Origin of the sequence: Caballeronia sp. SBC1 (genome assembly GCF_011493005.1) — a bacterium.
GTDB lineage: Bacteria > Pseudomonadota > Gammaproteobacteria > Burkholderiales > Burkholderiaceae > Caballeronia.
This window is the reverse complement of record NZ_CP049156.1, coordinates 2,545,746-2,568,752: the sequence shown is the minus strand read 5'-3', so window position 1 is coordinate 2,568,752 and position 23,007 is coordinate 2,545,746. Positions and strand designations below refer to the sequence as shown.

Genomic DNA, 23,007 nt, shown 5'->3' with positions numbered 1-23,007 from the left:
AGATGAAAGCCATCGAAATCACCGAGTTCGGCGCGCCCGATGTATTGAAGCTGGGCGAGCGTTCCATGCCGGAGCCGAAAGCCGGCGAAGTGCTGATCAAGGTCGCGGCGTCGGGCGTGAATCGCCCGGACGTGTTCCAGCGCAAGGGCGGCTATGCTCCGCCGCCGGGTGCGTCGGATCTGCCGGGGCTGGAAGTGGCAGGCGAGATCGTGCGGGGCGACTTCGATCCGAAGCACAATCCGTTCGGTTTGAAGGTTGGCGATCGTGTCTGTGCGCTGCTCGCGGGCGGCGGTTATGCCGAATACGCGTGCGCGCCGCTCGATCAATGCTTGCCGGTGCCGAAGGGGTTGACGGACATTGAGGCGGCATCGCTGCCGGAAACGTTCTTCACGGTCTGGAGCAACGTATTCGAACGCGCGCATCTGGGCAAGGGTGAGAACGGTGCGGAAGAAACGCTGCTGATCCAGGGCGGATCGAGCGGTATCGGCGTGACGGCCATTCAGATTGCAAAGGCGCTGGGGCATCGCGTGTTCGTGACGGCCGGAAACGACGAGAAGTGTCAGGCGTGTGAAAAACTGGGCGCAGAACGCGCGATTAACTACAACACGGAAGATTTCGTCGATGTCGTGAAGTCGCTGACGAACGATCGCGGCGTGGATGTGATCCTCGACATGGTCGCCGGCGACTATCTTCCGCGTGAACTGAAGGCGCTGGCCGACGGTGGACGGGTGGTGGTGATCGCAACGCTGGGTGGTTCGAAGGCCGAGATCAACCTCAACGAAGTGCTGCGCCGTCGTTTAGTGATTACCGGGTCCACATTGCGGCCGCGTTCAGTCGCGTTCAAAGGCAGGGTTGCGGTACAGCTGAAGACGCAGGTGTGGCCGGAAATTGAAGCCGGGCGGATCAAGCCTGTCATTCATCAGGTTTTCCCCGCCGATCAGGCTGCCGCTGCTCACGCGTTGATGGAAGGCGGTACGCACATTGGCAAGATCATGCTGGACTGGAGTCAGGTCGCCTGATTCCGGGTCGCGAAGTTGAAATGAACGGCGTATCAGGTTTCGTCGTTTGACCGTTTTCGGCTGGGCACAGTAAAATCGCATGTTGTGCTGGCGCGTTGCGTCCAAAAGTTCCATTTTTTCTATTTCAATGATCGGCAGCCTCGCTGCTACGAGACAAATGCCGAAAGAACAAGCCAAACGTGCAAAGCTGGTGGTCGGTAACTGGAAGATGCACGGCCGTCTGGCTGAGAACGCGGTCTTGATGCAAGCGGTGGCCGCGGGCGCCGCGACGTTGCAGAACGGTGTGCGCGCAGCGGTTTGCGTGCCCGCGCCGTATCTGGCGCAGGCGCAGGCGCTGCTGGGCGGATCGGTGGTCGCGTGGGGTGTCCAGGACGTGTCAGCCCACACACAGGGCGCTTACACCGGCGAAGTCGCCGCAGACATGGCGGCGGATTTTGATGCAACGTTCGCAATCGTCGGTCACTCGGAGCGGCGCGCCTATCATGGCGAGCATTCGGACCTGGTCGCGGTGAAGGCGCAACGAGCCCTGGAAGCGGGGCTGACACCCATTGTGTGCGTGGGCGAAACGCTGGAGCAGCGTGACAACGGTTTGACAGAACAAGTGGTCAGCACGCAACTGGAAGCGGTGTTGCTGGTGTTGAGCGAAGCCCAAGCGTCGAAGATCGTCGTGGCCTATGAGCCGGTCTGGGCGATCGGCACGGGAAAAAGCGCAACGACGGCGCAGGCGCAACAGGTTCACGCATTCCTGCGGGCGCGACTGGCGGGCAAGGGCGCGGCAGTGGCAGACGTCCCAGTGTTGTACGGCGGCAGCGTCAAGCCGGAGAATGCGGAAGAATTATTCGCTCAACAGGACATCGACGGCGGATTGATTGGCGGTGCATCGCTGAAGTCGAACGATTTTCTTGCGATTTGCCGGGCGGCACAAAACGTTTCGGTTTAATCACCGAGTTTAAGCTTTCGAATGTGTAAGCATTAAAAGCGTGACGCAACAGTGTCATGTGAACATTAAAGAGTCGGGTGAACGCAATGCTGTATTTAAAGACTTTGATTATCGTCGTCCAGTTGTTGTCGGCGTTTGGTGTTATCGGGCTGGTATTGTTGCAGCACGGTAAAGGCGCAGACATGGGCGCGGCCTTCGGTAGTGGTGCGTCGGGAAGTCTGTTCGGGGCAACTGGCTCGGCCAACTTCCTGTCGCGTACAACGGCCGTGCTCGCTGCCGTGTTTTTCATCTCGACATTGACGCTGACGTATCTCGGCAGCTACAAGCCGGCAGCCTCTGCAGGCTTGCTGGGCGGGGCAGCAGTGACCGCGCCCGCGGTGCATCCGGCTATTGGTGCTTCGGCTTCAGCAGGTGCTTCAGCGCCGGTCGCATCGTCGGGTCCTGGTTCTGACGTTCCGAAATAATTTTTCGCGTGGATCGCTTTTTGTGCGTTGAACAAACTGGTTAACCCGGTTATAATTTTGTTCTTGAAGCGATTCCCGGCAATAAGAAGTTGTTTTTCCGGATTGCAAGACAGTGCCGACGTGGTGAAATTGGTAGACACGCTATCTTGAGGGGGTAGTGGCGAAAGCTGTGCGAGTTCGAGTCTCGCCGTCGGCACCAAAAAGTTATCCAATGCCAGCCGCATGCATTGCTTCGGCTGGCATTGTCGCTTCTGGCGAGTGAATTTGCTCAAAGTCTCTTGTGCATGTTTCTTGTCTTTAGTTGAAAATCGGTTGGGCAGTCGTCCCGGCCGGCACACCAGATCAAACCGATTTGAGGATAGTCGTGAATCTCTCAGCCTATTATCCCGTCTTGCTGTTTCTCGTCGTGGGCACCGGTTTAGGCATCGCTCTAGTCAGCATCGGTAAGGTTCTCGGTCCCCATAAGCCTGACACAGAAAAGAACGCGCCTTACGAGTGCGGCTTCGAGGCATTCGAAGACGCGCGGATGAAGTTCGATGTGCGTTACTATCTCGTCGCTATTCTGTTCATTATTTTCGACCTCGAAACCGCGTTCCTGTTTCCGTGGGGCGTCGCCCTGCGCGACATCGGCTGGCCTGGTTTCCTGTCAATGATGGTTTTTCTGCTCGAGTTTCTTCTTGGTTTCGCCTACATCTGGAGAAAGGGTGGGCTGGACTGGGAGTGACGGTGTAACGGGCGCGGCGGGTTGAGGTTCACCTGATCACCGGATTGCTGGGCGGCTTTGGCTGGCTGCTCATCTGGAGTGAAAGCAAATGAGTATCGAAGGGGTCTTGAAGGAAGGGTTTGTCACCACCACGGCTGACAAGCTTATCAACTGGACGCGCACGGGTTCGCTGTGGCCCATGACGTTCGGTCTGGCGTGTTGCGCGGTCGAGATGATGCATGCGGGTGCTGCTCGCTACGATCTGGATCGTTTCGGCGTCGTGTTTCGTCCGAGTCCGCGGCAGTCGGACGTGATGATCGTCGCTGGCACGCTGTGCAACAAGATGGCGCCGGCGCTGCGCAAGGTCTATGACCAGATGGCCGAGCCGCGCTGGGTCATTTCCATGGGTTCGTGCGCCAACGGCGGTGGTTACTACCACTATTCGTATTCCGTCGTGCGCGGATGTGACCGGATCGTACCGGTCGACGTCTACGTGCCCGGGTGCCCGCCGACGGCTGAAGCGCTGGTGTATGGCGTGATTCAGTTGCAGGCGAAAATTCGCCGCACCAGCACCATCGCTCGCCAGTAATTGTCGTTAGTATGTGCGCCGTCTGTCATGGCGCACATAAGCACGTCAGTCAGCGCTGTTGAAGTCACGGCATTGAAGTCCCTGAAGTCCCATTAAGCGTCACCAAGGCCAGAGCCTCCCAATATGGCAAGCAAACTCGAGACCCTGAAAGCGAACCTCGAGGCGGCGTTCGGCGACCGCCTGCAAAGCATCACCGAGTCGCTCGGGCAACTGACTATTGTCGTCAAAGCTGCGAACTACGCCGACGTGCTGCTCAAGCTGCGCGACGACCGTTCGCTCGGCTTCGAACAACTCGTCGACCTGTGCGGCGTCGACTACTCCACGTACGGCGAAGGCGCCTACGAAGGCCCGCGTTTCGCGGCCGTCCTCCATCTTCTTTCGATCGCGAACAACTGGCGTCTGCGCGTGCGCGTGTTCGCACCGGACGACGAAGTGCCGATCGTTCCGTCGGCTGTCGATGTCTGGTCGTCGGCGAACTGGTACGAACGGGAAGCATTCGACCTGTTCGGTATCGTCTTCGAAGGTCACCCGGACCTGCGCCGCATTCTCACCGACTACGGTTTTATCGGCCATCCGTTCCGCAAGGACTTCCCGGTGTCGGGTTATGTCGAAATGCGTTACGACGCCGAAGAGAAGCGCGTTGTGTACCAGCCAGTGACGATCGAGCCGCGCGAAATCACGCCGCGCGTGATCCGCGAGGACCGCTATGGCGGTCTGAAACACTAAGAGAACGCCATGGCAGAGATCAAGAACTACACGCTCAATTTCGGCCCGCAACACCCGGCCGCGCACGGTGTGCTGCGCCTCGTGCTGGAACTGGACGGCGAAGTAATTCAGCGCGCCGATCCGCATATCGGCCTGTTGCATCGCGCGACTGAAAAGCTCGCGGAATCGAAGACCTTCATTCAGTCCGTGCCGTACATGGACCGTCTCGACTACGTGTCGATGATGGTCAACGAGCACGGCTACGTAATGGCGATCGAGAAGCTGCTCGGCATTGACATCCCGGTTCGCGCGAAATATATCCGCGTGCTGTTCGACGAAATCACGCGTGTGCTGAACCACCTGATGTGGATCGGCTCGCACGCGCTCGACGTCGGCGCAATGGCGGTGTTTTTGTACGCGTTCCGCGAACGCGAAGACCTGATGGACGTGTACGAAGCGGTATCCGGCGCACGGATGCACGCGGCGTATTACCGTCCGGGCGGCGTGTATCGCGATCTGCCTGACGCAATGCCGCAATACAAGGCGTCGAAAATCCGCAATGCGAAGGCGTTGTCGCGGATGAACGAAACCCGTCAGGGTTCGTTGCTCGATTTCATCGAAGACTTCTTTAACCGCTTTCCGAAATGTGTCGATGAGTACGAGACGCTGCTGACCGATAACCGTATCTGGAAGCAGCGGCTGGTGGGTATCGGCGTGGTCAGTCCTGAGCGCGCACTGCAGCTCGGCATGACCGGCGCGATGCTGCGCGGCTCGGGCATTGAATGGGATCTGCGCAAGAAGCAGCCGTATGAAGTCTACGATCAACTGGACTTTGATATTCCGGTTGGCGTGAACGGCGACTGCTATGACCGCTATCTCGTGCGTGTGGAAGAAATGCGCCAGTCCACCCGCATCGCGAAACAATGTATTGACTGGCTTCGTAAGAATCCAGGCCCGGTGATGGTCGACAATCACAAGATTGCACCGCCTTCGCGCGTGGGCATGAAGACCAACATGGAAGAGCTGATTCACCACTTCAAGCTCTTTACGGAAGGTTTTCACGTTCCCGAAGGTGAAACGTATGCGGCGGTCGAGCATCCGAAGGGCGAGTTTGGCATTTATCTGATTTCGGATGGTGCGAACAAGCCGTATCGACTGAAGATTCGTGCTCCGGGTTATGCGCATCTTGCTTCACTCGACGAAATGGCTCGCGGTCACATGATTGCGGACGCGGTGACGATCATCGGCACGCAGGACATCGTGTTCGGCGAGATCGATCGCTGACATGACGTCGCCAGGAAACTGCGCCGCACCACGCCGGCATGCACGCGCAACAGCGCTGAGCATGCCGGCGAACCAACAACAGCAGGACGCCAGGTCTGCCGCAAAAGAAGCGCGCGGTGGGTTTTCGTTCGGTAGGAACTGAAAGAGTCGTGTCTGAAATGATCTCAGCTGAAGGCCTGAAAGAAATCGATCGCGCGATCGCGAAATATCCCGTGGACCAGAAACAGTCCGCGGTGATGTCGGCGTTGACCGTTGCTCAGGAAGAGCACGGCTGGCTGTCGCCGGAACTCATGCAGTTTGTCGCCGATTACCTCAGCATGCCCGCCGTGGCCGTGCAGGAAGTGGCGACGTTCTACACCATGTACGAGACCGCGCCGGTCGGCAAACACAAGATCACGCTCTGTACGAACCTGCCGTGCCAACTCGGTCCGGACGGCGGTTCGGAAAGCGCGGCTGAATACCTGAAGCAAAAGCTCGGCATCGACTTTGGCGAAACCACCGCTGACGGTAAATTCACCTTGAAAGAAGGCGAATGTTTCGGCGCGTGCGGCGATGCACCCGTGTTGCTCGTGAACAATCATCGTATGTGCAGTTTCATGAGCCGCGAGCGGATCGACACGCTCCTCGAGGAACTATCGAAATGACGTCTCTTCACGATCGCCACATCCAGCCCCTGATTCTCGCCGGCCTCAACGGCGAAAACTGGCACCTTGAAGACTATGTCGCGCGCGGCGGTTACGCCCAGCTGCGCCGCATTCTCGAAGAAAAAATCCCGCAAGAGCAGGTCATTGCCGACGTCAAGGCGTCGGGCCTGCGCGGGCGCGGCGGTGCGGGTTTCCCGACCGGTCTCAAGTGGAGCTTCATGCCCCGTCAGTTTCCGGGGCAGAAGTATCTCGTCTGCAATTCGGACGAAGGGGAGCCGGGCACGTTCAAAGACCGCGACATCCTGCGCTGGAATCCGCATTCGCTGATCGAAGGCATGGCTATTGGCGCGTATGCCATGGGCATCACGGTCGGCTACAACTATATTCACGGCGAGATTTTCGAGGTCTACAAGATCTTCGAGCAGGCGCTTGAAGAAGCGCGTGCGGCCGGTTATCTCGGTGCGAATATTCTCGGTTCAGGCTTCTCGTTCGAACTGCATGCGCACCATGGTTACGGCGCGTATATCTGCGGCGAAGAAACTGCGTTGCTCGAGTCGTTGGAAGGCAAGAAGGGCCAACCGCGCTTCAAGCCGCCGTTCCCGGCGAGCTTCGGCGTGTACGGCAAGCCGACCACGATCAACAACACCGAAACGTTCGCAGCCGTCCCGTTCTTGCTGGCTATTGGCCCGCAGAAGTATCTCGAGATCGGTCGGCCGAACAACGGCGGCACGAAGATCTTCTCGGTCGCCGGCGACGTCAATCGTCCGGGCAACTTCGAAGTGCCGCTCGGTACGTCGTTCGCAACCTTGCTCGATCTGGCCGGCGGTGTGCGCGGCAAGTCGGTGAAAGCGGTGATCCCCGGTGGATCGTCGGCACCGGTGATTCCGGGCGAGATCATGTTGAATACCGACATGGACTACGACTCCATCGCGAAAGCCGGGTCAATGCTCGGTTCGGGCGCCGTGATCGTGATGAACGAAACACGCTGCATGGTGCGCTCGCTGCTGCGCCTGTCTTACTTCTATTACGAAGAGTCGTGCGGTCAATGCACGCCTTGCCGTGAAGGTACGGGCTGGCTGTATCGCGTGGTGCATCGGATCGAACACGGACTCGGGCGCAAGGAAGACCTGGATCTGCTGAACTCGGTCGCGGAAAACATCATGGGACGCACCATTTGTGCACTCGGCGACGCGGCGGCCATGCCGGTGCGCGGCATGCTGAAGCACTTCTGGGACGAATTCGAATATCACGTCGAGCACAAACATTGTCTCGTCGACGGACATGCGCATCACGCGCACACGTCCGAAGCGCTTACCGCGTGATCAGGCATCAGGCCAAGGACCATTCCCCATCATGGTTGAATTAGAAATCGACGGCAAAAGTGTAGAAGTGCCTGAAGGCAGCATGGTGATCCAGGCTGCGCATAAGGTTGATACATACATTCCGCACTTTTGCTATCACAAGAAACTGTCGATCGCGGCGAACTGCCGGATGTGCCTGGTCGAAGTCGAGAAAATGCCAAAGGCGGTTCCCGCCTGTGCCACGCCGGTGTCGGCGGGCATGATCGTGCGCACGAAATCGGACAAGGCTGTGAAGGCGCAGCAGTCCGTGATGGAATTCCTGCTGATCAACCACCCGCTCGATTGCCCGATTTGCGATCAGGGCGGCGAATGTCAGTTGCAAGACTTGGCCGTGGGTTACGGCAAATCGCAATCGCGCTACAACGAAGAAAAGCGCGTGGTGTTCCACAAGAACGTCGGACCGCTGATCTCGATGGAAGAGATGACGCGTTGCATTCATTGCACGCGTTGCGTCCGTTTCGGTCAGGAAGTGGCCGGCGTGATGGAACTCGGCATGCTAGGTCGTGGCGAGCACTCGGAAATCACGTCGTTTGTCGGCAAGACGGTGGACTCCGAACTGTCGGGCAACATGATCGACCTGTGCCCGGTTGGTGCGTTGACGAGCAAGCCGTTCCGCTACAGCGCCCGCACGTGGGAGTTGTCGCGCCGCAAGTCGATCAGCCCGCACGATTCCGTCGGCGCGAACCTGGTCGTGCAGGTCAAGAACAACCGCGTGATGCGCGTTCTGCCGATGGAAAACGAAGCCATCAACGAATGCTGGATCTCGGACAAGGATCGTTTCTCGTATGAAGCGCTGAACAGCGACGAACGTCTCACACAGCCCATGCTCAAGCAGGGCGGCAAGTGGATCGAGACCGACTGGCAGACAGCGCTGGAATACGTGGCGAAGGGTATCAAGGGCATTACGGCCGATCACGGCGCGAATCAGATCGCTGCCCTGGCTACGCCGCATAGCACGGTCGAAGAACTGTATTTGCTGAAGCAATTCGCTGAAGGCGTGGGATCGCCGAACGTCGACTTCCGTCTGCGTCAAAGCGATTTCTCGGCGCCGGTTTCGGACAGCGCACCGTGGCTTGGCATGAAGATCGCAGACCTGACGAATATCGACACAGCGTTTGTCGTCGGTTCGTTCCTGCGTCGCGATCATCCGCTGTTTGCGGCACGCCTGCGTCAGGCAGCCAAGGGCGGCGCAAAGCTCACGTTCCTGAACGCGACCAATGACGACTCGCTGATCCCGGCTGCACATCGCGTCGTCGCGGCGCCGTCGGAATGGCTCGACCGCCTCGGCAGTCTGGCTGCTGCAGTGGCCGAAGCGCGAGGCGTCGCAGTGCCGGAAGCGTTCGCCGGGCATGAAGCGTCCGCTGCGGCGAAGGACATCGCAGCGTCGTTGTCGGCGGGTGATAACCGCGTGGTGTTGCTCGGCAACAGCGCGGTTCAGCATCCGCAGTTTGCGCAGATCCAGGCCGTGTGCCAGTGGATCGCGGACAACACGGGCGCTACGCTCGGTTATCTGACGGAAGCGGCCAATACGGTTGGCGCGCATCTGGTCGATGCATTGCCGGGCGAGGGCGGTCTGAACGCACGTGAAGTCTTCGAGCAGCCGCGCAAGGGTTATGTGCTGTTCAACGTCGAACCCGCATTCGATACCGCAAACCCCGCGCAAGCGCTCGCCGCATTGAAGCAGGCAGAAATGGTCGTTGCCTTGTCGGCATTCAAGCATGGCGCCGACTACGCCGACGTGCTGCTGCCGATCGCGCCGTTCACGGAAACATCGGGCACGTTCGTCAACGCCGAAGGTACCGCGCAGACGTTCAACGGCGTGGTGCGTCCGCTGGGCGAAACGCGTCCGGGCTGGAAGGTGCTGCGCGTGCTGGGCAGCATCCTCGGCCTGAAGGGTTTTGAATTCGATACCGCCGAAGAAGTTCGCGACGCCGCTTTGGGCACGGGCGATCTGACGGCGCGTCTGTCGAACAAGACGAGCGTGGCGATCAAGGCTGTTTCGAAAACGGCTGCAAGCAATGAAGGCAGCTACGAACGCCTCGCTGACACGCCGATCTATCACGCCGATGCATTGTCGCGTCGCGCTGAATCGTTGCATCTGACGGCTGCTGCGCGCGACGCAAACGTGGTTGCGTTGCCGACGTCGCTGTTCGAGAAACTCGGTCTGAAGAACGGCGACGCTGTGCGTGTCGCCCAAGGTGATCTCGCGGTGGTCCTGCCGGCAGTTCGCGACGCGAACCTGGCGGAAAGCGTGGTGCGTGTATCGACGGGAACGTCGGCCGGTGCAGCGCTCGGGGCTCTGTTCGGTGAACTGGTAGTGGAGAAGGCGTAAATGGGCTTGTTCGATACGATCAACGCAGGCGGGACGCAGATTCTCGGCGTCGCCTGGCCGACGGTGTGGGCGTTAGTCCGCATTCTCGTGGTCTCGGTAGTGATCCTGCTGTGCGTGGCGTACCTGATTCTGTGGGAACGCAAGCTCATCGGCTGGATGCACGTGCGTCTCGGCCCGAATCGCGTGGGTCCGCTCGGTCTGTTGCAGCCGATCGCCGACGTGCTGAAGCTGTTGCTGAAGGAAGTGATTCAGCCGACGCAAGCAAGCCGCTGGATCTACCTGATCGCGCCAATCATGACGGTGGTGCCGGCGTTCGCGGTGTGGGCGGTGATTCCGTTCCAGGCGAAGGCCGTGCTCGGCGACGTCAACGCGGGCTTGCTCTACGTGATGGCAATTTCGTCCGTCGGCGTGTATGGCGTGATTCTGGCCGGCTGGGCGTCGAACTCGAAGTACGCGTTCCTCGGTGCGATGCGCGCGGCTGCCCAAATGGTCTCGTACGAAATTTCGATGGGCTTCGCGCTCGTCGTCGTGCTGATGGTCACGGGCAGCCTGAATATGTCGGCCATCGTGGTGTCGCAGGAACATGGCATCTTCGCAGGCTGGGGTATCAACTTCCTGTCGTGGAACTGGCTGCCGCTGCTGCCCATGTTCGTTGTGTATTTCGTCTCGGGCATTGCTGAAACGAACCGTCACCCGTTCGACGTGGTGGAAGGTGAGTCGGAGATTGTCGCGGGCCACATGATCGATTATTCGGGCATGGCGTTCGCGCTGTTCTTCCTCGCCGAATACATCAACATGATCGTGATCTCGGCGATCGCAACCACGTTGTTCCTCGGTGGCTGGAGCGCGCCGTTCGGTTTCCTGTCCTTCATCCCGGGCATTTTCTGGTTCGTGCTGAAGATCTTCTTCCTGCTGTCGGTGTTTATCTGGGCCCGTGCGACATTCCCGCGTTATCGCTACGACCAGATCATGCGTCTCGGCTGGAAAATCTTTCTGCCGGTGTCGGTGGTGTGGGTGGTCGTGGTCGGGTTCTGGATCATGTCGCCGCTGAACATCTGGAAATAATGGGCGGATGAAAAAACCATGAACGCATTACAGAATTTCTTCAAAACGTTTTTCCTGACCGAGTTGCTGAAGGGTCTGGCGTTGACAGGCGGTTATCTGTTCCAGCGCAAGATCACTGTTCAGTTCCCGGAAGAGAAGACGCCTATTTCCCCGCGTTTCCGTGGCCTGCATGCATTGCGCCGATACGAAAATGGCGAAGAGCGCTGCATCGCGTGCAAGCTGTGCGAGGCAGTGTGCCCCGCGCTTGCAATCACGATTGAATCGGAAACGCGCGCTGACAACACACGCCGTACCACGCGCTATGACATCGACCTGACCAAGTGCATCTTCTGCGGTTTTTGCGAAGAGAGCTGCCCGGTTGATTCGATCGTCGAAACGCACATCCTCGAGTATCACGGCGAGAAGCGCGGCGACCTGTATTTCACGAAAGACATGTTGCTCGCAGTGGGCGACCGTTATGAAACGGAAATTGCTGCTGCGAAGGCGGCTGATGCGCCTTATCGCTAATACGCGGTAAGACGCGGTGAAGCGTGGTAACTCGCGGTAAAGCGGAGCGGGGCAGAGCAAGCTGAACATCGCCGCGCCCCTTGCTGTTCCTGCATTTGAATTGACCTGCTGTTCCGGCCCGCGCGCCAAGGTTGTAGGTTGCGTTCTCAAAAAACGCGATTCGGCGTGCTTGTGTCAAAACACAAAGCCTAACGATGAACCGGTAATCATGGAATTCACGACCGTACTGTTTTACATCTTCGCGCTGCTGCTGGTTGTCTCGGCGCTGAAGGTGATCACTTCGCGCAATCCGGTGGCGTCCGCCTTGTTCCTCGTGCTCGCGTTCTTCAACGCGGCCGCGATCTGGATGCTGCTTCAAGCCGAATTCCTCGCCATTCTGCTGGTTCTCGTCTACGTCGGCGCGGTGATGGTGCTGTTCCTGTTCGTGGTGATGATGCTGGACATCAACCTCGACGTGCTGCATGGCGACTTCAAGAAGTTCGTGCCTATAGCCAGTATCGTGGGCGCGATCATCATCATAGAAACCGCGCTGATTCTTTGGCACGGTTACGGCGCGACGGTTACGCCGGTGCGCGACGCGATGTTGGTCAACGGAGTCGGTTCCGGCGTGGGCCCGAACGACGTGATGTCGAATTCGCAACTGATCGGCAAGGTCATCTACACCGACTACATCTTCGCGTTTGAAATCGCCGGCCTGATCCTGCTGGTAGCGATCATCGCGGCCATCTCGCTGACCCTGCGTGAAAAGAAGGACAACAAGCGTCAGCGCGTGAGCGAACAGGTCAAGGTGCGCGCGCAGGATCGCGTGCGGATCGTCAAGATGAAGTCCGAGAAAGAAGCGCCGGACGCCACGACCAATCCGCCCGTGACCGGCAATGCCGGTGCCGGCACGGTCGACAACAAAGGCTGAGGAGATAAATAACCATGTTGAGTCTTGCCCATTACCTTGTGCTTGGCGCGATCCTGTTCGCGATCAGCATCGTCGGCATTTTTCTGAATCGACGTAACGTGATCATCATCCTGATGGCAATCGAACTGATGCTGTTGGCGGTCAACACGAACTTCGTCGCCTTCTCGCACTATCTCGGCGACATCCACGGACAGATCTTCGTGTTCTTCGTGCTGACGGTCGCGGCGGCTGAAGCCGCAATCGGCCTCGCTATCCTGGTCACATTGTTCCGCAGTCTCGACACGATCAACGTCGAAGACCTCGATCAGCTCAAAGGTTAATTTCAGGCAAGACAGATATGTCCACGACACTCAATGAAAACCTTCTGCTCACGATTGCGCTGGCGCCACTTGCCGGTTCGCTGATCGCTGGCCTGTTCGGCTGGAAGATCGGGCGCAAGGCTTCGCACCGCATCACGATCCTCGGCGTGATGATCTCGTTCGCACTCTCCTGCATCGTCTTCTTCGACGTGGTGCAGGGCGCGAGTTTCAACGCGACCATTTACGAATGGATGACGGTCGGTCCGCTGAAGATGGAGATCGGCTTCCTGGTCGACTCGCTCACGGCGATGATGATGGTGATCGTCACCTTCGTCTCGCTGATGGTGCACATCTACACGATCGGCTACATGGCTGACGAAAAGGTGGGCTACGAGCGCTTCTTCTCGTACATCTCGCTCTTCACGTTCTCCATGCTGATGCTCGTGATGAGCAACAACTTCCTGCAGCTGTTCTTCGGCTGGGAAGCGGTGGGCTTGGTGTCGTATCTGCTGATCGGCTTCTACTTCACGCGTCCGACAGCCATCTACGCGAACATGAAGGCGTTCATCGTGAACCGCGTGGGCGACTTCGGATTCTTGCTCGGTATTGGCTTGTTGCTGGCGTTTGCGGGTTCGCTCAATTACGGCGATGTCTTCGCTCACCGTACCGAGCTGGCCGCCATGACGTTCCCGGGCACGGACTGGGGTTTGCTGACCGTTGCCTGTATCTGCCTGTTCATCGGCGCGATGGGTAAGTCGGCGCAATTCCCGTTGCACGTGTGGCTGCCGGACTCCATGGAAGGCCCGACGCCTATCTCGGCGCTGATCCACGCGGCAACCATGGTGACGGCCGGTATTTTCATGGTCACGCGGATGTCGCCGCTGTTCGAACTCTCGGATACGGCGTTGTCGTTCGTGACGGTGATCGGCGCGATCACTGCGCTGTTCATGGGCTTTCTTGGCGTGGTGCAAAACGACATCAAGCGCGTGGTGGCTTACTCCACGCTCTCGCAACTCGGTTACATGACGGTGGCGCTGGGCGTCTCCGCTTACCCGGTAGCAGTGTTTCACCTGGCTACGCACGCATTCTTCAAGGCACTGCTGTTCCTCGGCGCGGGTTCGGTGATCATCGGCATGCACCACGATCAGGACATGCGCAACATGGGCGGCCTGCGTAAGTACATGCCAATCACGTGGATCACGTCGCTGATTGGTTCGCTGGCGTTGATTGGTACGCCGTTCTTCGCGGGTTTCTATTCGAAGGATTCGATCATCGACGCGGTGAAGTTTTCGCATCTGCCGGGCTCGGGTTTCGCGTATTTTGCGGTGGTGGCGAGTGTCTTCGTCACCGCGCTGTATTCCTTCCGTATGTACTTCATGGTCTTCCACGGCAAGGAGCGCTTCCGTGGTCCGAAGCATCCGGAAAGCCCGATGGCTATCGAAGCCGCGGCGCATGCGCACGATTCGCATGGTCACGATTCACATGACCATGACGATCACGGCCATGGCCACGCGCACGTTCCGCACGAAACGCCGTGGGTCATTACTCTTCCGTTGATCCTGCTGGCGATTCCGTCGGTGATCATTGGTGCGATTGCGATCGGCCCAATGCTGTTTGGCGACTTCTTCGCGCACGGCGTGGTGTTCGACCAGGTGATCGCCATTGGCGCGAACCATCCGGCGCTGCACGAGATGGCTGAGGAATTCCACGGCTGGTTTGCAATGGGCCTGAGTTCAGTGGAGGGCTTGCCGGTTTGGCTGGCGTTCGCGGGCGTGGTTGTGTCGTGGTTCCTGTACTGGAAGCGCACGGATCTGCCGGGCGTGATCAAGCAACGCTTTCTGCCGATCTGGACCTTGCTTGACAACAAGTACTACCTCGACAAGATCAACGACGTCGTATTTGCAAAGGGCGCGGTCGCCATTGGCCGCGGACTCTGGAAAGAGGGCGATGTCGCCGTTATCGACGGTATTGTCAACGGCCTCGCCAAGTTCGTCGGCTGGTTTGCCGGTGTGATTCGCTTCCTTCAATCCGGTTACATCTATCACTACGCGTTCGCCATGATTATTGGCATGTTGGGGCTCTTGACCCTGTTTGTAACGCTCGGCGGCAAATAAGGCGGGGACACCTATCTATGCACTCTTTACCAATTCTTAGTCTCGCGATCTGGTTGCCGATCATTGTCGGCATCCTTGTACTGGCAATAGGCAATGACAGCAATCCTGGCCCGTCGCGCTGGCTTGCGCTGATCGGCTCGATTCTTGGACTGATCGTCACCATTCCCCTGATTACCGGCTTCGACAACTCTTCGGCCGCGTTGCAGTTCGAAGAGAAGTCGGTCTGGATCGAACGCTTCAACATCTCGTATCACCTGGGTGTCGACGGCCTGTCCATGTGGTTCGTCGTGTTGACCGCATTGATCACGGTGATCACGGTCATCAGTGCGTGGGAAGTCATCACGGTGCGCGTGGCGCAGTACATGGCCGCGTTCCTGATCTTGTCGGGCCTCATGATCGGCGTGTTCTCGACCGCCGACGGCATGTTGTTCTACGTCTTCTTCGAAGCAACGCTGATCCCGATGTACATCATCATCGGCGTGTGGGGTGGCGCGAACCGGGTGTATGCCGCGTTCAAGTTCTTCCTGTACACGCTGATGGGTTCGCTGCTGATGCTGATTGCGTTGCTGTACCTGTACACGCAGACGCATACGTTCGACATTGCTACGTGGCATGCATTGAAGATCGGTTTCACGCCGCAGATCCTGCTGTTTATCGCATTCTTCCTGGCCTTCGCGGTGAAGGTGCCAATGTGGCCGGTCCACACGTGGTTGCCTGACGCCCACGTGGAAGCGCCAACAGGCGGCTCGGTCGTGCTGGCTGCGATCATGCTGAAGCTGGGTGCGTACGGTTTTATCCGCTTCTCGCTGCCTATCGCTCCGGATGCCAGCCATTTCCTGGCGCCGGTGGTGATCACGTTGTCCCTGATCGCGGTGATCTACATTGGCTTCGTGGCGCTGGTGCAGGAAGACATGAAGAAGCTGGTTGCGTATTCGTCGATTGCGCACATGGGCTTCGTCACGCTCGGTTTCTTCATCTTCAGCACGCTCGGCATGGAAGGCGCGATCATCCAGATGATCTCGCACGGCTTTGTCTCGGGCGCCATGTTCCTGTGCATCGGGGTGCTCTATGACCGCATGCATTCGCGCCGGATCGCCGACTACGGTGGTGTGGTGAACGTGATGCCGAAGTTCGCCGCGTTCGCCATGTTGTTCGCGATGGCCAACTGCGGTTTGCCGGGTACCTCGGGTTTCGTCGGTGAGTTCATGGTCATCCTGGCTGCCGTGAAGTTCAACTTCTGGATCGGTTTCCTGGCCACCTTTACGCTGGTTCTCGGCGCGGCTTACACGCTGTGGATGTACAAGCGCGTGCACTTCGGCGCGGTAGCGAATGAACATGTGGCGAAGCTGAAAGATATCAACAAGCGCGAATTCTTCATGCTTGCCGTGCTCGCTGTATTTACGCTGTACATGGGCCTGTATCCGAAGCCGTTCACCGACGTGATGCACGCATCCGTAGAAAATCTCCTCTCCCACGTCGCGCAGTCCAAACTGCCGCTGGCCCAGTAACGCGTGCGGAGGAAATAAAAGATCATGCAAAACGCCCCCATGAGTGCCCTGTTACCCGATGGACTGTTGATGCTGATGGTCGTCGTGGCCTGGTTGAACGACACCATCTTCGGCGAGAAGAGCCGTCACTCGACCTACCTGATTTCGGTTGTGTCGACCATTGTGGTCGGTGTGTGGTTCGCCTTCCAGGCGCTCGATCCCACGCCGCATTACTACTTCACGCGCATGTACGTGGTCGACCCGTTTGCGAGCGCGATGAAAGCGGTCGTGACGCTCGGCTTCGCGGTATCGATCATCTATTCGCGCAAGTATCTTGAAGATCGCGACCTGTTCCGCGGTGACTTCTTCCTGCTTGGTTTGTTCTCGCTGCTCGGCCAGTGCGTGATGATTTCCGGCAATAACTTCCTGACGCTGTATCTCGGTCTGGAATTGATGTCGCTGTCGTTGTACGCAGTGATCGCGTTGCGTAAGGACTCGCCGCAAGCGAACGAATCCGCGATGAAGTACTACGTACTGGGCGCGCTGGCTTCGGGTTTCCTGCTCTACGGTATCTCGATGCTGTACGGCGCGACCGGCTCGCTCGAACTGAATGAAGTGGCGAAGGCGATCGCAACGGGCCGCATCAACGACGCAGTCCTGTTGTTTGGCGTGATCTTCGTGGTGGCAGGCGTGGCGTTCAAGATGGGCGCGGTGCCGTTCCATATGTGGGTGCCTGACGTGTACCAAGGCGCACCGACCGCGATGACGCTGCTCACCGGCGGTGGCCCGAAGGCTGCGGCGTTTGCGTGGGGTCTGCGTTTCCTGGTCATGGCGCTGTTGCCGCTGGCGGTGGATTGGCAAGAGATGCTGGTGATCCTGGCTGCGTTGTCGCTGATCGTGGGTAACGTCACGGGTATCGTGCAGAAGAACATCAAGCGGATGCTGGCGTACTCGGCTATCTCGAACATGGGCTTCGTGCTGCTCGGTATGCTCGCGGGCGTGGTCGAAGGCAAGGCCGACGGTGCAGCGAACGCGTACAGCTCGGCTATGTTCTACAGCATCATCTATTTGATGACCACGCTTGGTACCTTCGGCGTAGTCATGCTGTTGGCACGTAAGGACTTCGAAGCCGAAACGCTCGACGACTTCAAGGGCCTGAACCAACGCAGCCCGGTGTTCGCATTCGTGATGATGATCATGATGTTCTCGCTCGCCGGCATTCCGCCGATGGTCGGCTTCTACGCGAAGCTCGCCGTGCTCGAGGCCACCATGAACGCCGGCCTGACGTGGCTTGCGGTGCTGGCAGTGTTGTCGTCGCTGGTGGGTGCGTTCTACTACCTGCGTATCGTCAAGCTGATGTACTTCGATGCACCGACCGATGCATCGCCGATCGTTGCGGACAACCTCAAGCGTGCGCTGCTCGCCTTCAACGGCCTGGCAGTGCTGGTGCTTGGCATTGTCCCCGGACCGCTGATGAACGCCTGTCTGGCAGCGATCACGCATACCTTGCCGTTCCAGCTGTAATGTCGGCTGCGGGCTGGTTTATCGTGTTGTTGGCGCTGGTCGGCGCCAACCTCCCGTTCGTGAATCAGCGCCTTTTCTCCGTCGTTTCGCTCAAGACGACGAAGAAAAACGGCTGGATTCGCATCGCGGAATTGATCGTGCTTTATTTTGTCGTGGGCGCACTCGGCTTTATGCTCGAAGCGCGTGCGGGTAACCGCTTCGAGCAGGGCTGGCAGTTTTACGCCGTGACCTTCAGCTTGTTCCTGGTGCTCGCGTTTCCCGGCTTCACGTTCCAGTATCTCGTCAAGCGCCGCTGATGGCGACGGCCGTCGTGGCTTGATCCTCGCGTTTAGCCGTTTAACTTAACGCGTTTCTTTCAAGGTGCACGATGGCTGACCAATCTCTCGATTTCCCCGATTCCGACGATGGCTTGATCGAGAAGACGGTCGAGAGCAAGTTGCTGCATCAGGGCAAGTTCCTCACGCTCAAGATCGATACAGTCGAGTTGCCGGATGGCAAGCACGCCACGCGCGAGTTCGTCGAACATCCGGGTGCTGTGATGATCCTGCCGCTGTTCGATGACGGCCGCGTGCTGCTTGAACGGCAGTATCGATACCCGATTGCCAAGGTTCTGCTCGAATATCCCGCCGGCAAGCTCGATCCGAACGAGAGCGAACTCGCGTGCGCAAAACGCGAGCTCCTCGAAGAAACCGGTTACACGGCACGCGAATGGTTTTTCCTGACGCGAATTCATCCGGTGATTTCCTATTCGACCGAATTCATCGATCTGTATTTGGCCCGCGGTTTGACGGCCGGCGAGAGCAAGCTCGACGAGGGCGAGTTTCTCGAGACGTTCATCGCAGACCGGTCGCAGATTTTCGAGTGGATCAGGAGCGGGCATATCAGCGACGTCAAGACGATCATCGGCAGCTTCTGGCTGGAGAAAGTGATGTCGGGCGAGTGGGCGTTGGGCGATCCGGTCAGTGACTGAAAAAGCGACTGAGCGGCCCGATGCATTCGCATGAAAAAGCGGCCTTGAAGGCCGCTTTTTATTTGTGTGTTCAATCAAGACTGCGCGCCGTTCGGCACGCGCTCCAGCGCCGGGCTAGAATCGAACGTGTGTTTCCACATTCCATCAAACCGTCGCAATGTCATTTTTTGCGAACGGTCGTTCACAAAACGCGTTTTTGCGATTAAACTTTCTGGCAAGCCCCGATTAGCATGAAGGTTCTCGACTTGAAGTGCTCACACGACCATCGTTTCGAAGGCTGGTTTGCTTCGACCGATGAGTTCGAATCCCAGTTGTCGCGCAAGCTCGTGGCTTGCCCGGTGTGCTCGACAACGGAGGTGAGCCGCATGCCGTCGGCGCCGCGCCTGAATTTGTCGGCGAATCGTTCGGAGAATCGCTCGTCGAGCAGTTCCGACCAGGGCGGAAAAGAGGCCGCCGGATCGAACGCTACGCAAGCGGCTCAGCCGCCGCAGGACGCCGATCAAGCGCTTCAGGCGCGAGCGCTGCATTTCATGCGGGAAATTCTCGCGAAGACGGAGAACGTGGGCGACCGTTTTGCTGAAGAGGCGCGGCGCATGCATTACGACGAAGCGCCGGCGCGCAATATTCGCGGCGTCGCAACGCCGGAAGATGCGCACGCATTGATGGAAGAAGGCATCGACGTGATGCCGTTGCCCGTGCCGGCCGCACTGAAAGAGCCGCTGCAATAAGCTGAATCAGGTTCAGCTTGGCGCGCGTCTCCTCATGGCCGACCCGGGTCATGACAGGAGACACAGCGCATGGACCTGAATTATTCCCCCGCCGACGACGCATTTCGCGCCGACATCCGCGCCTGGCTCGACGCCAACCTGCCGCAAACTCTGCGGACCAAGGTACTCGAACACAAACGTCTGAACCGCGACGACTACGCGAGCTGGCACAAGCTGCTCGGCACGCGTGGCTGGTCCGTTGTCGCCTGGCCGAAGGAATACGGCGGCCCGGGCTGGAACGCAACGCAGCGCCATATCTGGGACGAAGAATGTGCTCGCATTGGTGCGCCGGGCGTGTTGCCGTTCGGGGTATCGATGGTCGCGCCCGTCCTGATGAAATATGGCAGCGACGTGCAAAAAGCCCACTACCTCCCGCGTATTCTCGATGGCACCGATTGGTGGTGCCAGGGATATTCGGAACCCGGCTCGGGTTCCGATCTGGCGTCGCTGAGAACCCGCGCCGAACGCCAGGGCGATCACTACGTGGTCAACGGCCAGAAAACCTGGACCACGCTCGGCCAATTCGCCGACATGATGTTCTGCCTCGTGCGCACCGATACCGGTGCGAAGAAACAGGAAGGCATTTCGTTCCTTCTCATCGACATGAAGACGCCCGGCATCACGGTGCGTCCGATCATCACGCTCGACGAAGATCACGAAGTCAACGAAGTGTTCCTGGAAGACGTGAAGGTGCCGCTCGAGAATCTGGTCGGCGAAGAAAATCGCGGCTGGACTTATGCGAAGTATTTGCTCGGGCATGAACGTACGGGCATTGCGCGCGTCGGGCAATCGAAGCGGGAACTGGTGTTCCTGAAGCGGCTTGCCGCCAATCAGAAGAAGGGCGGTGGTTCGTTGCTCAGTGATCCTGTGTTTTCCTCGAAGATCGCAGCGCTCGAGATCGAGATGATGGCGCTCGAGGTCACCGTGCAACGCGTGGTGGCGAGCGAAGCGAACGGGCGCGGCCCGGGGCCGGAGGCATCAATGCTCAAGATCAAGGGCACCGAAGTCCAGCAGGCGCTGACCGAACTCATGGTCGAAGCTATCGGTCCGCAAGCTGCCGCGTTCGATCCCGCGTATCTGGAAGGCGAACGTGAACACAGCCTTGCCGGCGACGACGACGCCGCACCGCTAGCCGCGTACTACTTCAACTTCCGCAAGACGTCGATCTACGGCGGCTCGAACGAAATTCAAAAAAACATCATCGCGCAGATGATTCTGGGCTTGTGAGGAGCGGCACATGGACTTCAATTTCACCGATGAGCAGCAGCAGTTCAGGGACGCATTGCGCCGGTATCTCGACAACGAGTACACGTTCGATGCTCGGCAGAAGATCGTGGCGTCGAAGGACGGTGTCGATGAAAAACATTGGACCGCATTCACCGAGCTAGGCTTGACGGCCTTGCCGGCGCCTGAAGCGCAGGGTGGTTTCGATGGCGGTCCGGCCGACATGCTGGTCGTCATGCAGGAACTGGGACGTGCACTGGTAGTTGAGCCGTATTGGGCGACGGCGGTGGGTATCGAAGCTTTGCGGCTGGTGGGCGATGACTACGCGAACGCGTTGCTCGAACGCGCGGCCGGCGGCGAGATCAAGCTTGCGGTGGCGTTTCACGAACCGCATGCCCGCTACGACCTGTTCTCGGTGGAAACCGCCGCGCAAGAGAAAAGCGATGGTTTCGTGCTGAGCGGCCAGAAGTCCTTGGTCCTTCATGGCGCACAGGCCGACTACTGGATCGTGCCCGCGCGGCTGGCTGGCGAAATTGCGTTGTTCGTTGTCGCGCGTGACGCGGCTAATGCGCAGGTCACTGAGTATCGGACGATCGATGGTCAGCGCGCCGCGACGCTCACGTTCACGGCCACGCCGGCCGCCCGTCTCGGCCAGGCCAACACAGGCGCCGCCACGCTTGAACGCATTGCCGATTACGCCACGTTCCTGCTGTGCGCCGAAGCCGTTGGCGTACTCGACGCGCTGAATCACGCGACAGTCGAGTACACGAAGGAGCGTAAGCAATTCGGCACGCCCATCGCGCGTTTCCAGGCGCTGCAGCATCGTATGGTGGAGATGCTGATTCACGCGGAGCAGGCGCGTTCCATCACGTATCTTGCTGCTGCGCGGTACACAAGTGAGGACGCCAATGAGCGCCGTCGCGCAATTTCCGCGGCCAAGGCGAGGGTTGGTCAGGCAGCGCGTTTCGTCGGGCAGCAAGCGGTCCAACTGCATGGCGGAATGGGCGTGACGAACGAAGTCGCGGCGGCGCACTGGTTCAAACGCTTGTCGATCATCGAGACGACGTTAGGCGATGTCGATCATCATCTGGCACGGTTTGCGTCGTTGCCCGGATTCGCCGACACTGAGGTTTAAATAATCGATGTATTTAAAAAGGAGAGCGGGGATGGCGTTCAGCTATGAGGATTTCGAAGTTGGAGCGGTGGCGCAATTGGGCGGTCATACGTTTCTGAAAGAAGAGATTATCGAATTCGCCGGACGTTATGATCCGCAGCCTTTTCATTTGAGCGAGGCGGGCGGCGAGGCATCGCCGTTTGGCGGATTGGTCGCAAGCGGCTGGAATACCTGCTCGGCGATGATGGGCATCCTGGTGCGCGACATGCTAGCGGATTCCACGTCAATGGGCTCCCCCGGTCTCGATAATATCCGCTGGCTCAAGCCGGTTCGGGTGAACGATACAGTCAGGTTGACGGTACGTGTGTTGAGCAAGCGGGTATCGGAGAGCAAGCCGGATCGTGGAATTGTCGCCACGCGTTGGGAAGCTTATAACCAGCGTGACGAACTGGTATTGACCGTGGATTCGGCGGCAATCTTCGGGCTTCGTTACCCGGGAAACTCGCAATGAAGTTGACCAGCGCAGCCGAGGTCAAAGCCGCGGAGCGCCGGGACGAGTATGTGAGCGAGTGGTTGGAAATAGATCAATCACGCGTGAACCGATTCGCCGACGCCACCGACGATCGCCAGTGGATCCACGTTGACGTAGAGCGAGCGAAAAAAGAATCACCGTTTGGCGGACCGATTGCGCATGGGTTTTTAACCTTGGCGTTGGTCCCGATGTGGCTTGATCAGTGCGTGCCGCTGCAGCAGAAATTGGGCGTGAACTACGGCATGAACAAGGTGCGGTTCATGTCGCCGGTACGCGTCGGGACGAGGCTCAGGGCGAGGTTCGTAGCGGAAACGGTGAGTGATGTGGAAGAAGGCGGGGTGCAGGTAATCTGGCGCGTGACCGTGCAGAAAGAGGGCGATGAGAAACCGGTATGCGTCGCGGAGTTCATCACCCGGCATTACTTTTGAAAGTCCGTGTGTGCGCGGCGTTATG

General features: G+C 58.7%; 24 protein-coding genes and 1 tRNA gene. All 25 read left to right on the top strand.

Going from position 1 to position 23,007, the window contains the following annotated elements; genetic code table 11:
* The first annotated feature begins 2 nt into the window (after window positions 1-2).
* The 25 genes from SBC1_RS11290 to SBC1_RS11170 all read left to right on the top strand — a co-directional run bounded on the left by SBC1_RS11290 (window position 3) and on the right by SBC1_RS11170 (window position 22,982).
* Entirely contained in the window at window positions 3-1,019 is a 1,017-nt protein-coding gene (locus SBC1_RS11290) for an NAD(P)H-quinone oxidoreductase (RefSeq protein WP_165987629.1), read from the top strand.
* Window positions 1,020-1,176: 157 nt separating this feature from the next.
* Complete coding sequence (gene tpiA / locus SBC1_RS11285; RefSeq protein WP_165092058.1) at window positions 1,177-1,959, top strand: triose-phosphate isomerase; 783 nt, start codon at window positions 1,177-1,179, stop codon at window positions 1,957-1,959.
* 86 nt (window positions 1,960-2,045) lie between these two features.
* Window positions 2,046-2,423: a preprotein translocase subunit SecG gene (gene secG / locus SBC1_RS11280; RefSeq protein ID WP_165092057.1), complete on the top strand. Its 378-nt coding sequence runs from the start codon at window positions 2,046-2,048 to the stop codon at window positions 2,421-2,423.
* A gap of 114 nt (window positions 2,424-2,537) precedes the next feature.
* Window positions 2,538-2,622, top strand: a tRNA-Leu gene (locus tag SBC1_RS11275).
* A 165-nt stretch (window positions 2,623-2,787) separates the two neighbouring features.
* Window positions 2,788-3,147, top strand: a complete 360-nt coding sequence (locus SBC1_RS11270; protein ID WP_047844587.1) for an NADH-quinone oxidoreductase subunit A — start codon at window positions 2,788-2,790, stop codon at window positions 3,145-3,147.
* Between the two features lie 88 nt (window positions 3,148-3,235).
* Entirely contained in the window at window positions 3,236-3,715 is a 480-nt protein-coding gene (locus SBC1_RS11265; RefSeq protein WP_027819582.1) for an NADH-quinone oxidoreductase subunit B family protein, read from the top strand.
* Window positions 3,716-3,838: 123 nt separating this feature from the next.
* Window positions 3,839-4,441, top strand: a complete 603-nt coding sequence (locus tag SBC1_RS11260; RefSeq protein ID WP_165092056.1) for an NADH-quinone oxidoreductase subunit C — start codon at window positions 3,839-3,841, stop codon at window positions 4,439-4,441.
* Window positions 4,442-4,450: 9 nt separating this feature from the next.
* Window positions 4,451-5,704 (top strand): NADH-quinone oxidoreductase subunit D, encoded by a 1,254-nt coding sequence (locus tag SBC1_RS11255; protein WP_165092055.1) that lies wholly within the window; start codon window positions 4,451-4,453, stop codon window positions 5,702-5,704.
* A 158-nt stretch (window positions 5,705-5,862) separates the two neighbouring features.
* On the top strand, window positions 5,863-6,348 hold the full coding sequence (gene nuoE, locus SBC1_RS11250; protein ID WP_031360671.1) for an NADH-quinone oxidoreductase subunit NuoE: 486 nt from the start codon (window positions 5,863-5,865) through the stop codon (window positions 6,346-6,348).
* Window positions 6,345-7,670 (top strand): NADH-quinone oxidoreductase subunit NuoF, encoded by a 1,326-nt coding sequence (gene nuoF / locus SBC1_RS11245; RefSeq protein WP_165092054.1) that lies wholly within the window; start codon window positions 6,345-6,347, stop codon window positions 7,668-7,670. The genes nuoE and nuoF overlap by 4 nt, the downstream gene beginning before the upstream one ends.
* A gap of 31 nt (window positions 7,671-7,701) precedes the next feature.
* Window positions 7,702-10,041 (top strand): NADH-quinone oxidoreductase subunit NuoG, encoded by a 2,340-nt coding sequence (nuoG, locus tag SBC1_RS11240; protein ID WP_165092053.1) that lies wholly within the window; start codon window positions 7,702-7,704, stop codon window positions 10,039-10,041.
* Entirely contained in the window at window positions 10,042-11,106 is a 1,065-nt protein-coding gene (nuoH, locus tag SBC1_RS11235) for an NADH-quinone oxidoreductase subunit NuoH (protein ID WP_165092052.1), read from the top strand. It abuts the gene before it with no gap.
* A gap of 18 nt (window positions 11,107-11,124) precedes the next feature.
* Window positions 11,125-11,613: an NADH-quinone oxidoreductase subunit NuoI gene (gene nuoI, locus SBC1_RS11230; RefSeq protein WP_031360675.1), complete on the top strand. Its 489-nt coding sequence runs from the start codon at window positions 11,125-11,127 to the stop codon at window positions 11,611-11,613.
* A 208-nt stretch (window positions 11,614-11,821) separates the two neighbouring features.
* The gene (locus SBC1_RS11225) at window positions 11,822-12,523 is read left to right on the top strand and encodes an NADH-quinone oxidoreductase subunit J (protein WP_165092051.1); all 702 of its coding nucleotides are present in this window, start codon (window positions 11,822-11,824) and stop codon (window positions 12,521-12,523) included.
* A gap of 14 nt (window positions 12,524-12,537) precedes the next feature.
* The gene (gene nuoK, locus SBC1_RS11220) at window positions 12,538-12,843 is read left to right on the top strand and encodes an NADH-quinone oxidoreductase subunit NuoK (protein ID WP_031360677.1); all 306 of its coding nucleotides are present in this window, start codon (window positions 12,538-12,540) and stop codon (window positions 12,841-12,843) included.
* A gap of 17 nt (window positions 12,844-12,860) precedes the next feature.
* On the top strand, window positions 12,861-14,936 hold the full coding sequence (nuoL, locus tag SBC1_RS11215) for an NADH-quinone oxidoreductase subunit L (RefSeq protein ID WP_165092050.1): 2,076 nt from the start codon (window positions 12,861-12,863) through the stop codon (window positions 14,934-14,936).
* A 17-nt stretch (window positions 14,937-14,953) separates the two neighbouring features.
* Window positions 14,954-16,444 (top strand): NADH-quinone oxidoreductase subunit M, encoded by a 1,491-nt coding sequence (locus SBC1_RS11210; protein ID WP_165092049.1) that lies wholly within the window; start codon window positions 14,954-14,956, stop codon window positions 16,442-16,444.
* Between the two features lie 24 nt (window positions 16,445-16,468).
* Window positions 16,469-17,947, top strand: coding sequence for an NADH-quinone oxidoreductase subunit NuoN (gene nuoN, locus SBC1_RS11205; protein WP_165092048.1), 1,479 nt, complete (start codon window positions 16,469-16,471; stop codon window positions 17,945-17,947).
* Window positions 17,947-18,243 (top strand): DUF2818 family protein, encoded by a 297-nt coding sequence (locus SBC1_RS11200; protein ID WP_165092047.1) that lies wholly within the window; start codon window positions 17,947-17,949, stop codon window positions 18,241-18,243. The genes nuoN and SBC1_RS11200 overlap by 1 nt, the downstream gene beginning before the upstream one ends.
* 71 nt (window positions 18,244-18,314) lie before the next feature.
* On the top strand, window positions 18,315-18,917 hold the full coding sequence (locus SBC1_RS11195; protein WP_165092046.1) for an NUDIX domain-containing protein: 603 nt from the start codon (window positions 18,315-18,317) through the stop codon (window positions 18,915-18,917).
* Window positions 18,918-19,147: 230 nt separating this feature from the next.
* Window positions 19,148-19,645, top strand: coding sequence for a DUF1178 family protein (locus SBC1_RS11190; protein ID WP_165092045.1), 498 nt, complete (start codon window positions 19,148-19,150; stop codon window positions 19,643-19,645).
* A 69-nt stretch (window positions 19,646-19,714) separates the two neighbouring features.
* Complete coding sequence (locus SBC1_RS11185) at window positions 19,715-20,911, top strand: acyl-CoA dehydrogenase family protein (RefSeq protein ID WP_165092044.1); 1,197 nt, start codon at window positions 19,715-19,717, stop codon at window positions 20,909-20,911.
* 10 nt (window positions 20,912-20,921) lie between these two features.
* Window positions 20,922-22,043 (top strand): acyl-CoA dehydrogenase family protein, encoded by a 1,122-nt coding sequence (locus tag SBC1_RS11180; protein WP_165092043.1) that lies wholly within the window; start codon window positions 20,922-20,924, stop codon window positions 22,041-22,043.
* Between the two features lie 31 nt (window positions 22,044-22,074).
* Window positions 22,075-22,533 (top strand): MaoC family dehydratase, encoded by a 459-nt coding sequence (locus SBC1_RS11175; protein WP_165092042.1) that lies wholly within the window; start codon window positions 22,075-22,077, stop codon window positions 22,531-22,533.
* A complete protein-coding gene (locus tag SBC1_RS11170) occupies window positions 22,530-22,982 on the top strand; it encodes a MaoC family dehydratase (protein ID WP_165092041.1) in 453 nt (150 codons plus the stop codon). The genes SBC1_RS11175 and SBC1_RS11170 overlap by 4 nt, the downstream gene beginning before the upstream one ends.
* The last annotated feature ends 25 nt before the right edge of the window (window positions 22,983-23,007 follow it).

Coding starts and splice junctions, on each gene's coding strand:
- SBC1_RS11290 (WP_165987629.1), top strand. CDS start 3: ATGAAAGCCATCGAAATCACCGAGTTCGGCGCGCCCGATGTATTGAAG.
- tpiA (WP_165092058.1), top strand. CDS start 1,177: ATGCCGAAAGAACAAGCCAAACGTGCAAAGCTGGTGGTCGGTAACTGG.
- secG (WP_165092057.1), top strand. CDS start 2,046: ATGCTGTATTTAAAGACTTTGATTATCGTCGTCCAGTTGTTGTCGGCG.
- SBC1_RS11265 (WP_027819582.1), top strand. CDS start 3,236: ATGAGTATCGAAGGGGTCTTGAAGGAAGGGTTTGTCACCACCACGGCT.
- SBC1_RS11260 (WP_165092056.1), top strand. CDS start 3,839: ATGGCAAGCAAACTCGAGACCCTGAAAGCGAACCTCGAGGCGGCGTTC.
- SBC1_RS11255 (WP_165092055.1), top strand. CDS start 4,451: ATGGCAGAGATCAAGAACTACACGCTCAATTTCGGCCCGCAACACCCG.
- nuoE (WP_031360671.1), top strand. CDS start 5,863: ATGATCTCAGCTGAAGGCCTGAAAGAAATCGATCGCGCGATCGCGAAA.
- nuoF (WP_165092054.1), top strand. CDS start 6,345: ATGACGTCTCTTCACGATCGCCACATCCAGCCCCTGATTCTCGCCGGC.
- nuoG (WP_165092053.1), top strand. CDS start 7,702: ATGGTTGAATTAGAAATCGACGGCAAAAGTGTAGAAGTGCCTGAAGGC.
- nuoH (WP_165092052.1), top strand. CDS start 10,042: ATGGGCTTGTTCGATACGATCAACGCAGGCGGGACGCAGATTCTCGGC.
- nuoI (WP_031360675.1), top strand. CDS start 11,125: ATGAACGCATTACAGAATTTCTTCAAAACGTTTTTCCTGACCGAGTTG.
- SBC1_RS11225 (WP_165092051.1), top strand. CDS start 11,822: ATGGAATTCACGACCGTACTGTTTTACATCTTCGCGCTGCTGCTGGTT.
- nuoK (WP_031360677.1), top strand. CDS start 12,538: ATGTTGAGTCTTGCCCATTACCTTGTGCTTGGCGCGATCCTGTTCGCG.
- nuoL (WP_165092050.1), top strand. CDS start 12,861: ATGTCCACGACACTCAATGAAAACCTTCTGCTCACGATTGCGCTGGCG.
- SBC1_RS11210 (WP_165092049.1), top strand. CDS start 14,954: ATGCACTCTTTACCAATTCTTAGTCTCGCGATCTGGTTGCCGATCATT.
- nuoN (WP_165092048.1), top strand. CDS start 16,469: ATGCAAAACGCCCCCATGAGTGCCCTGTTACCCGATGGACTGTTGATG.
- SBC1_RS11200 (WP_165092047.1), top strand. CDS start 17,947: ATGTCGGCTGCGGGCTGGTTTATCGTGTTGTTGGCGCTGGTCGGCGCC.
- SBC1_RS11195 (WP_165092046.1), top strand. CDS start 18,315: ATGGCTGACCAATCTCTCGATTTCCCCGATTCCGACGATGGCTTGATC.
- SBC1_RS11190 (WP_165092045.1), top strand. CDS start 19,148: ATGAAGGTTCTCGACTTGAAGTGCTCACACGACCATCGTTTCGAAGGC.
- SBC1_RS11185 (WP_165092044.1), top strand. CDS start 19,715: ATGGACCTGAATTATTCCCCCGCCGACGACGCATTTCGCGCCGACATC.
- SBC1_RS11180 (WP_165092043.1), top strand. CDS start 20,922: ATGGACTTCAATTTCACCGATGAGCAGCAGCAGTTCAGGGACGCATTG.
- SBC1_RS11175 (WP_165092042.1), top strand. CDS start 22,075: ATGGCGTTCAGCTATGAGGATTTCGAAGTTGGAGCGGTGGCGCAATTG.
- SBC1_RS11170 (WP_165092041.1), top strand. CDS start 22,530: ATGAAGTTGACCAGCGCAGCCGAGGTCAAAGCCGCGGAGCGCCGGGAC.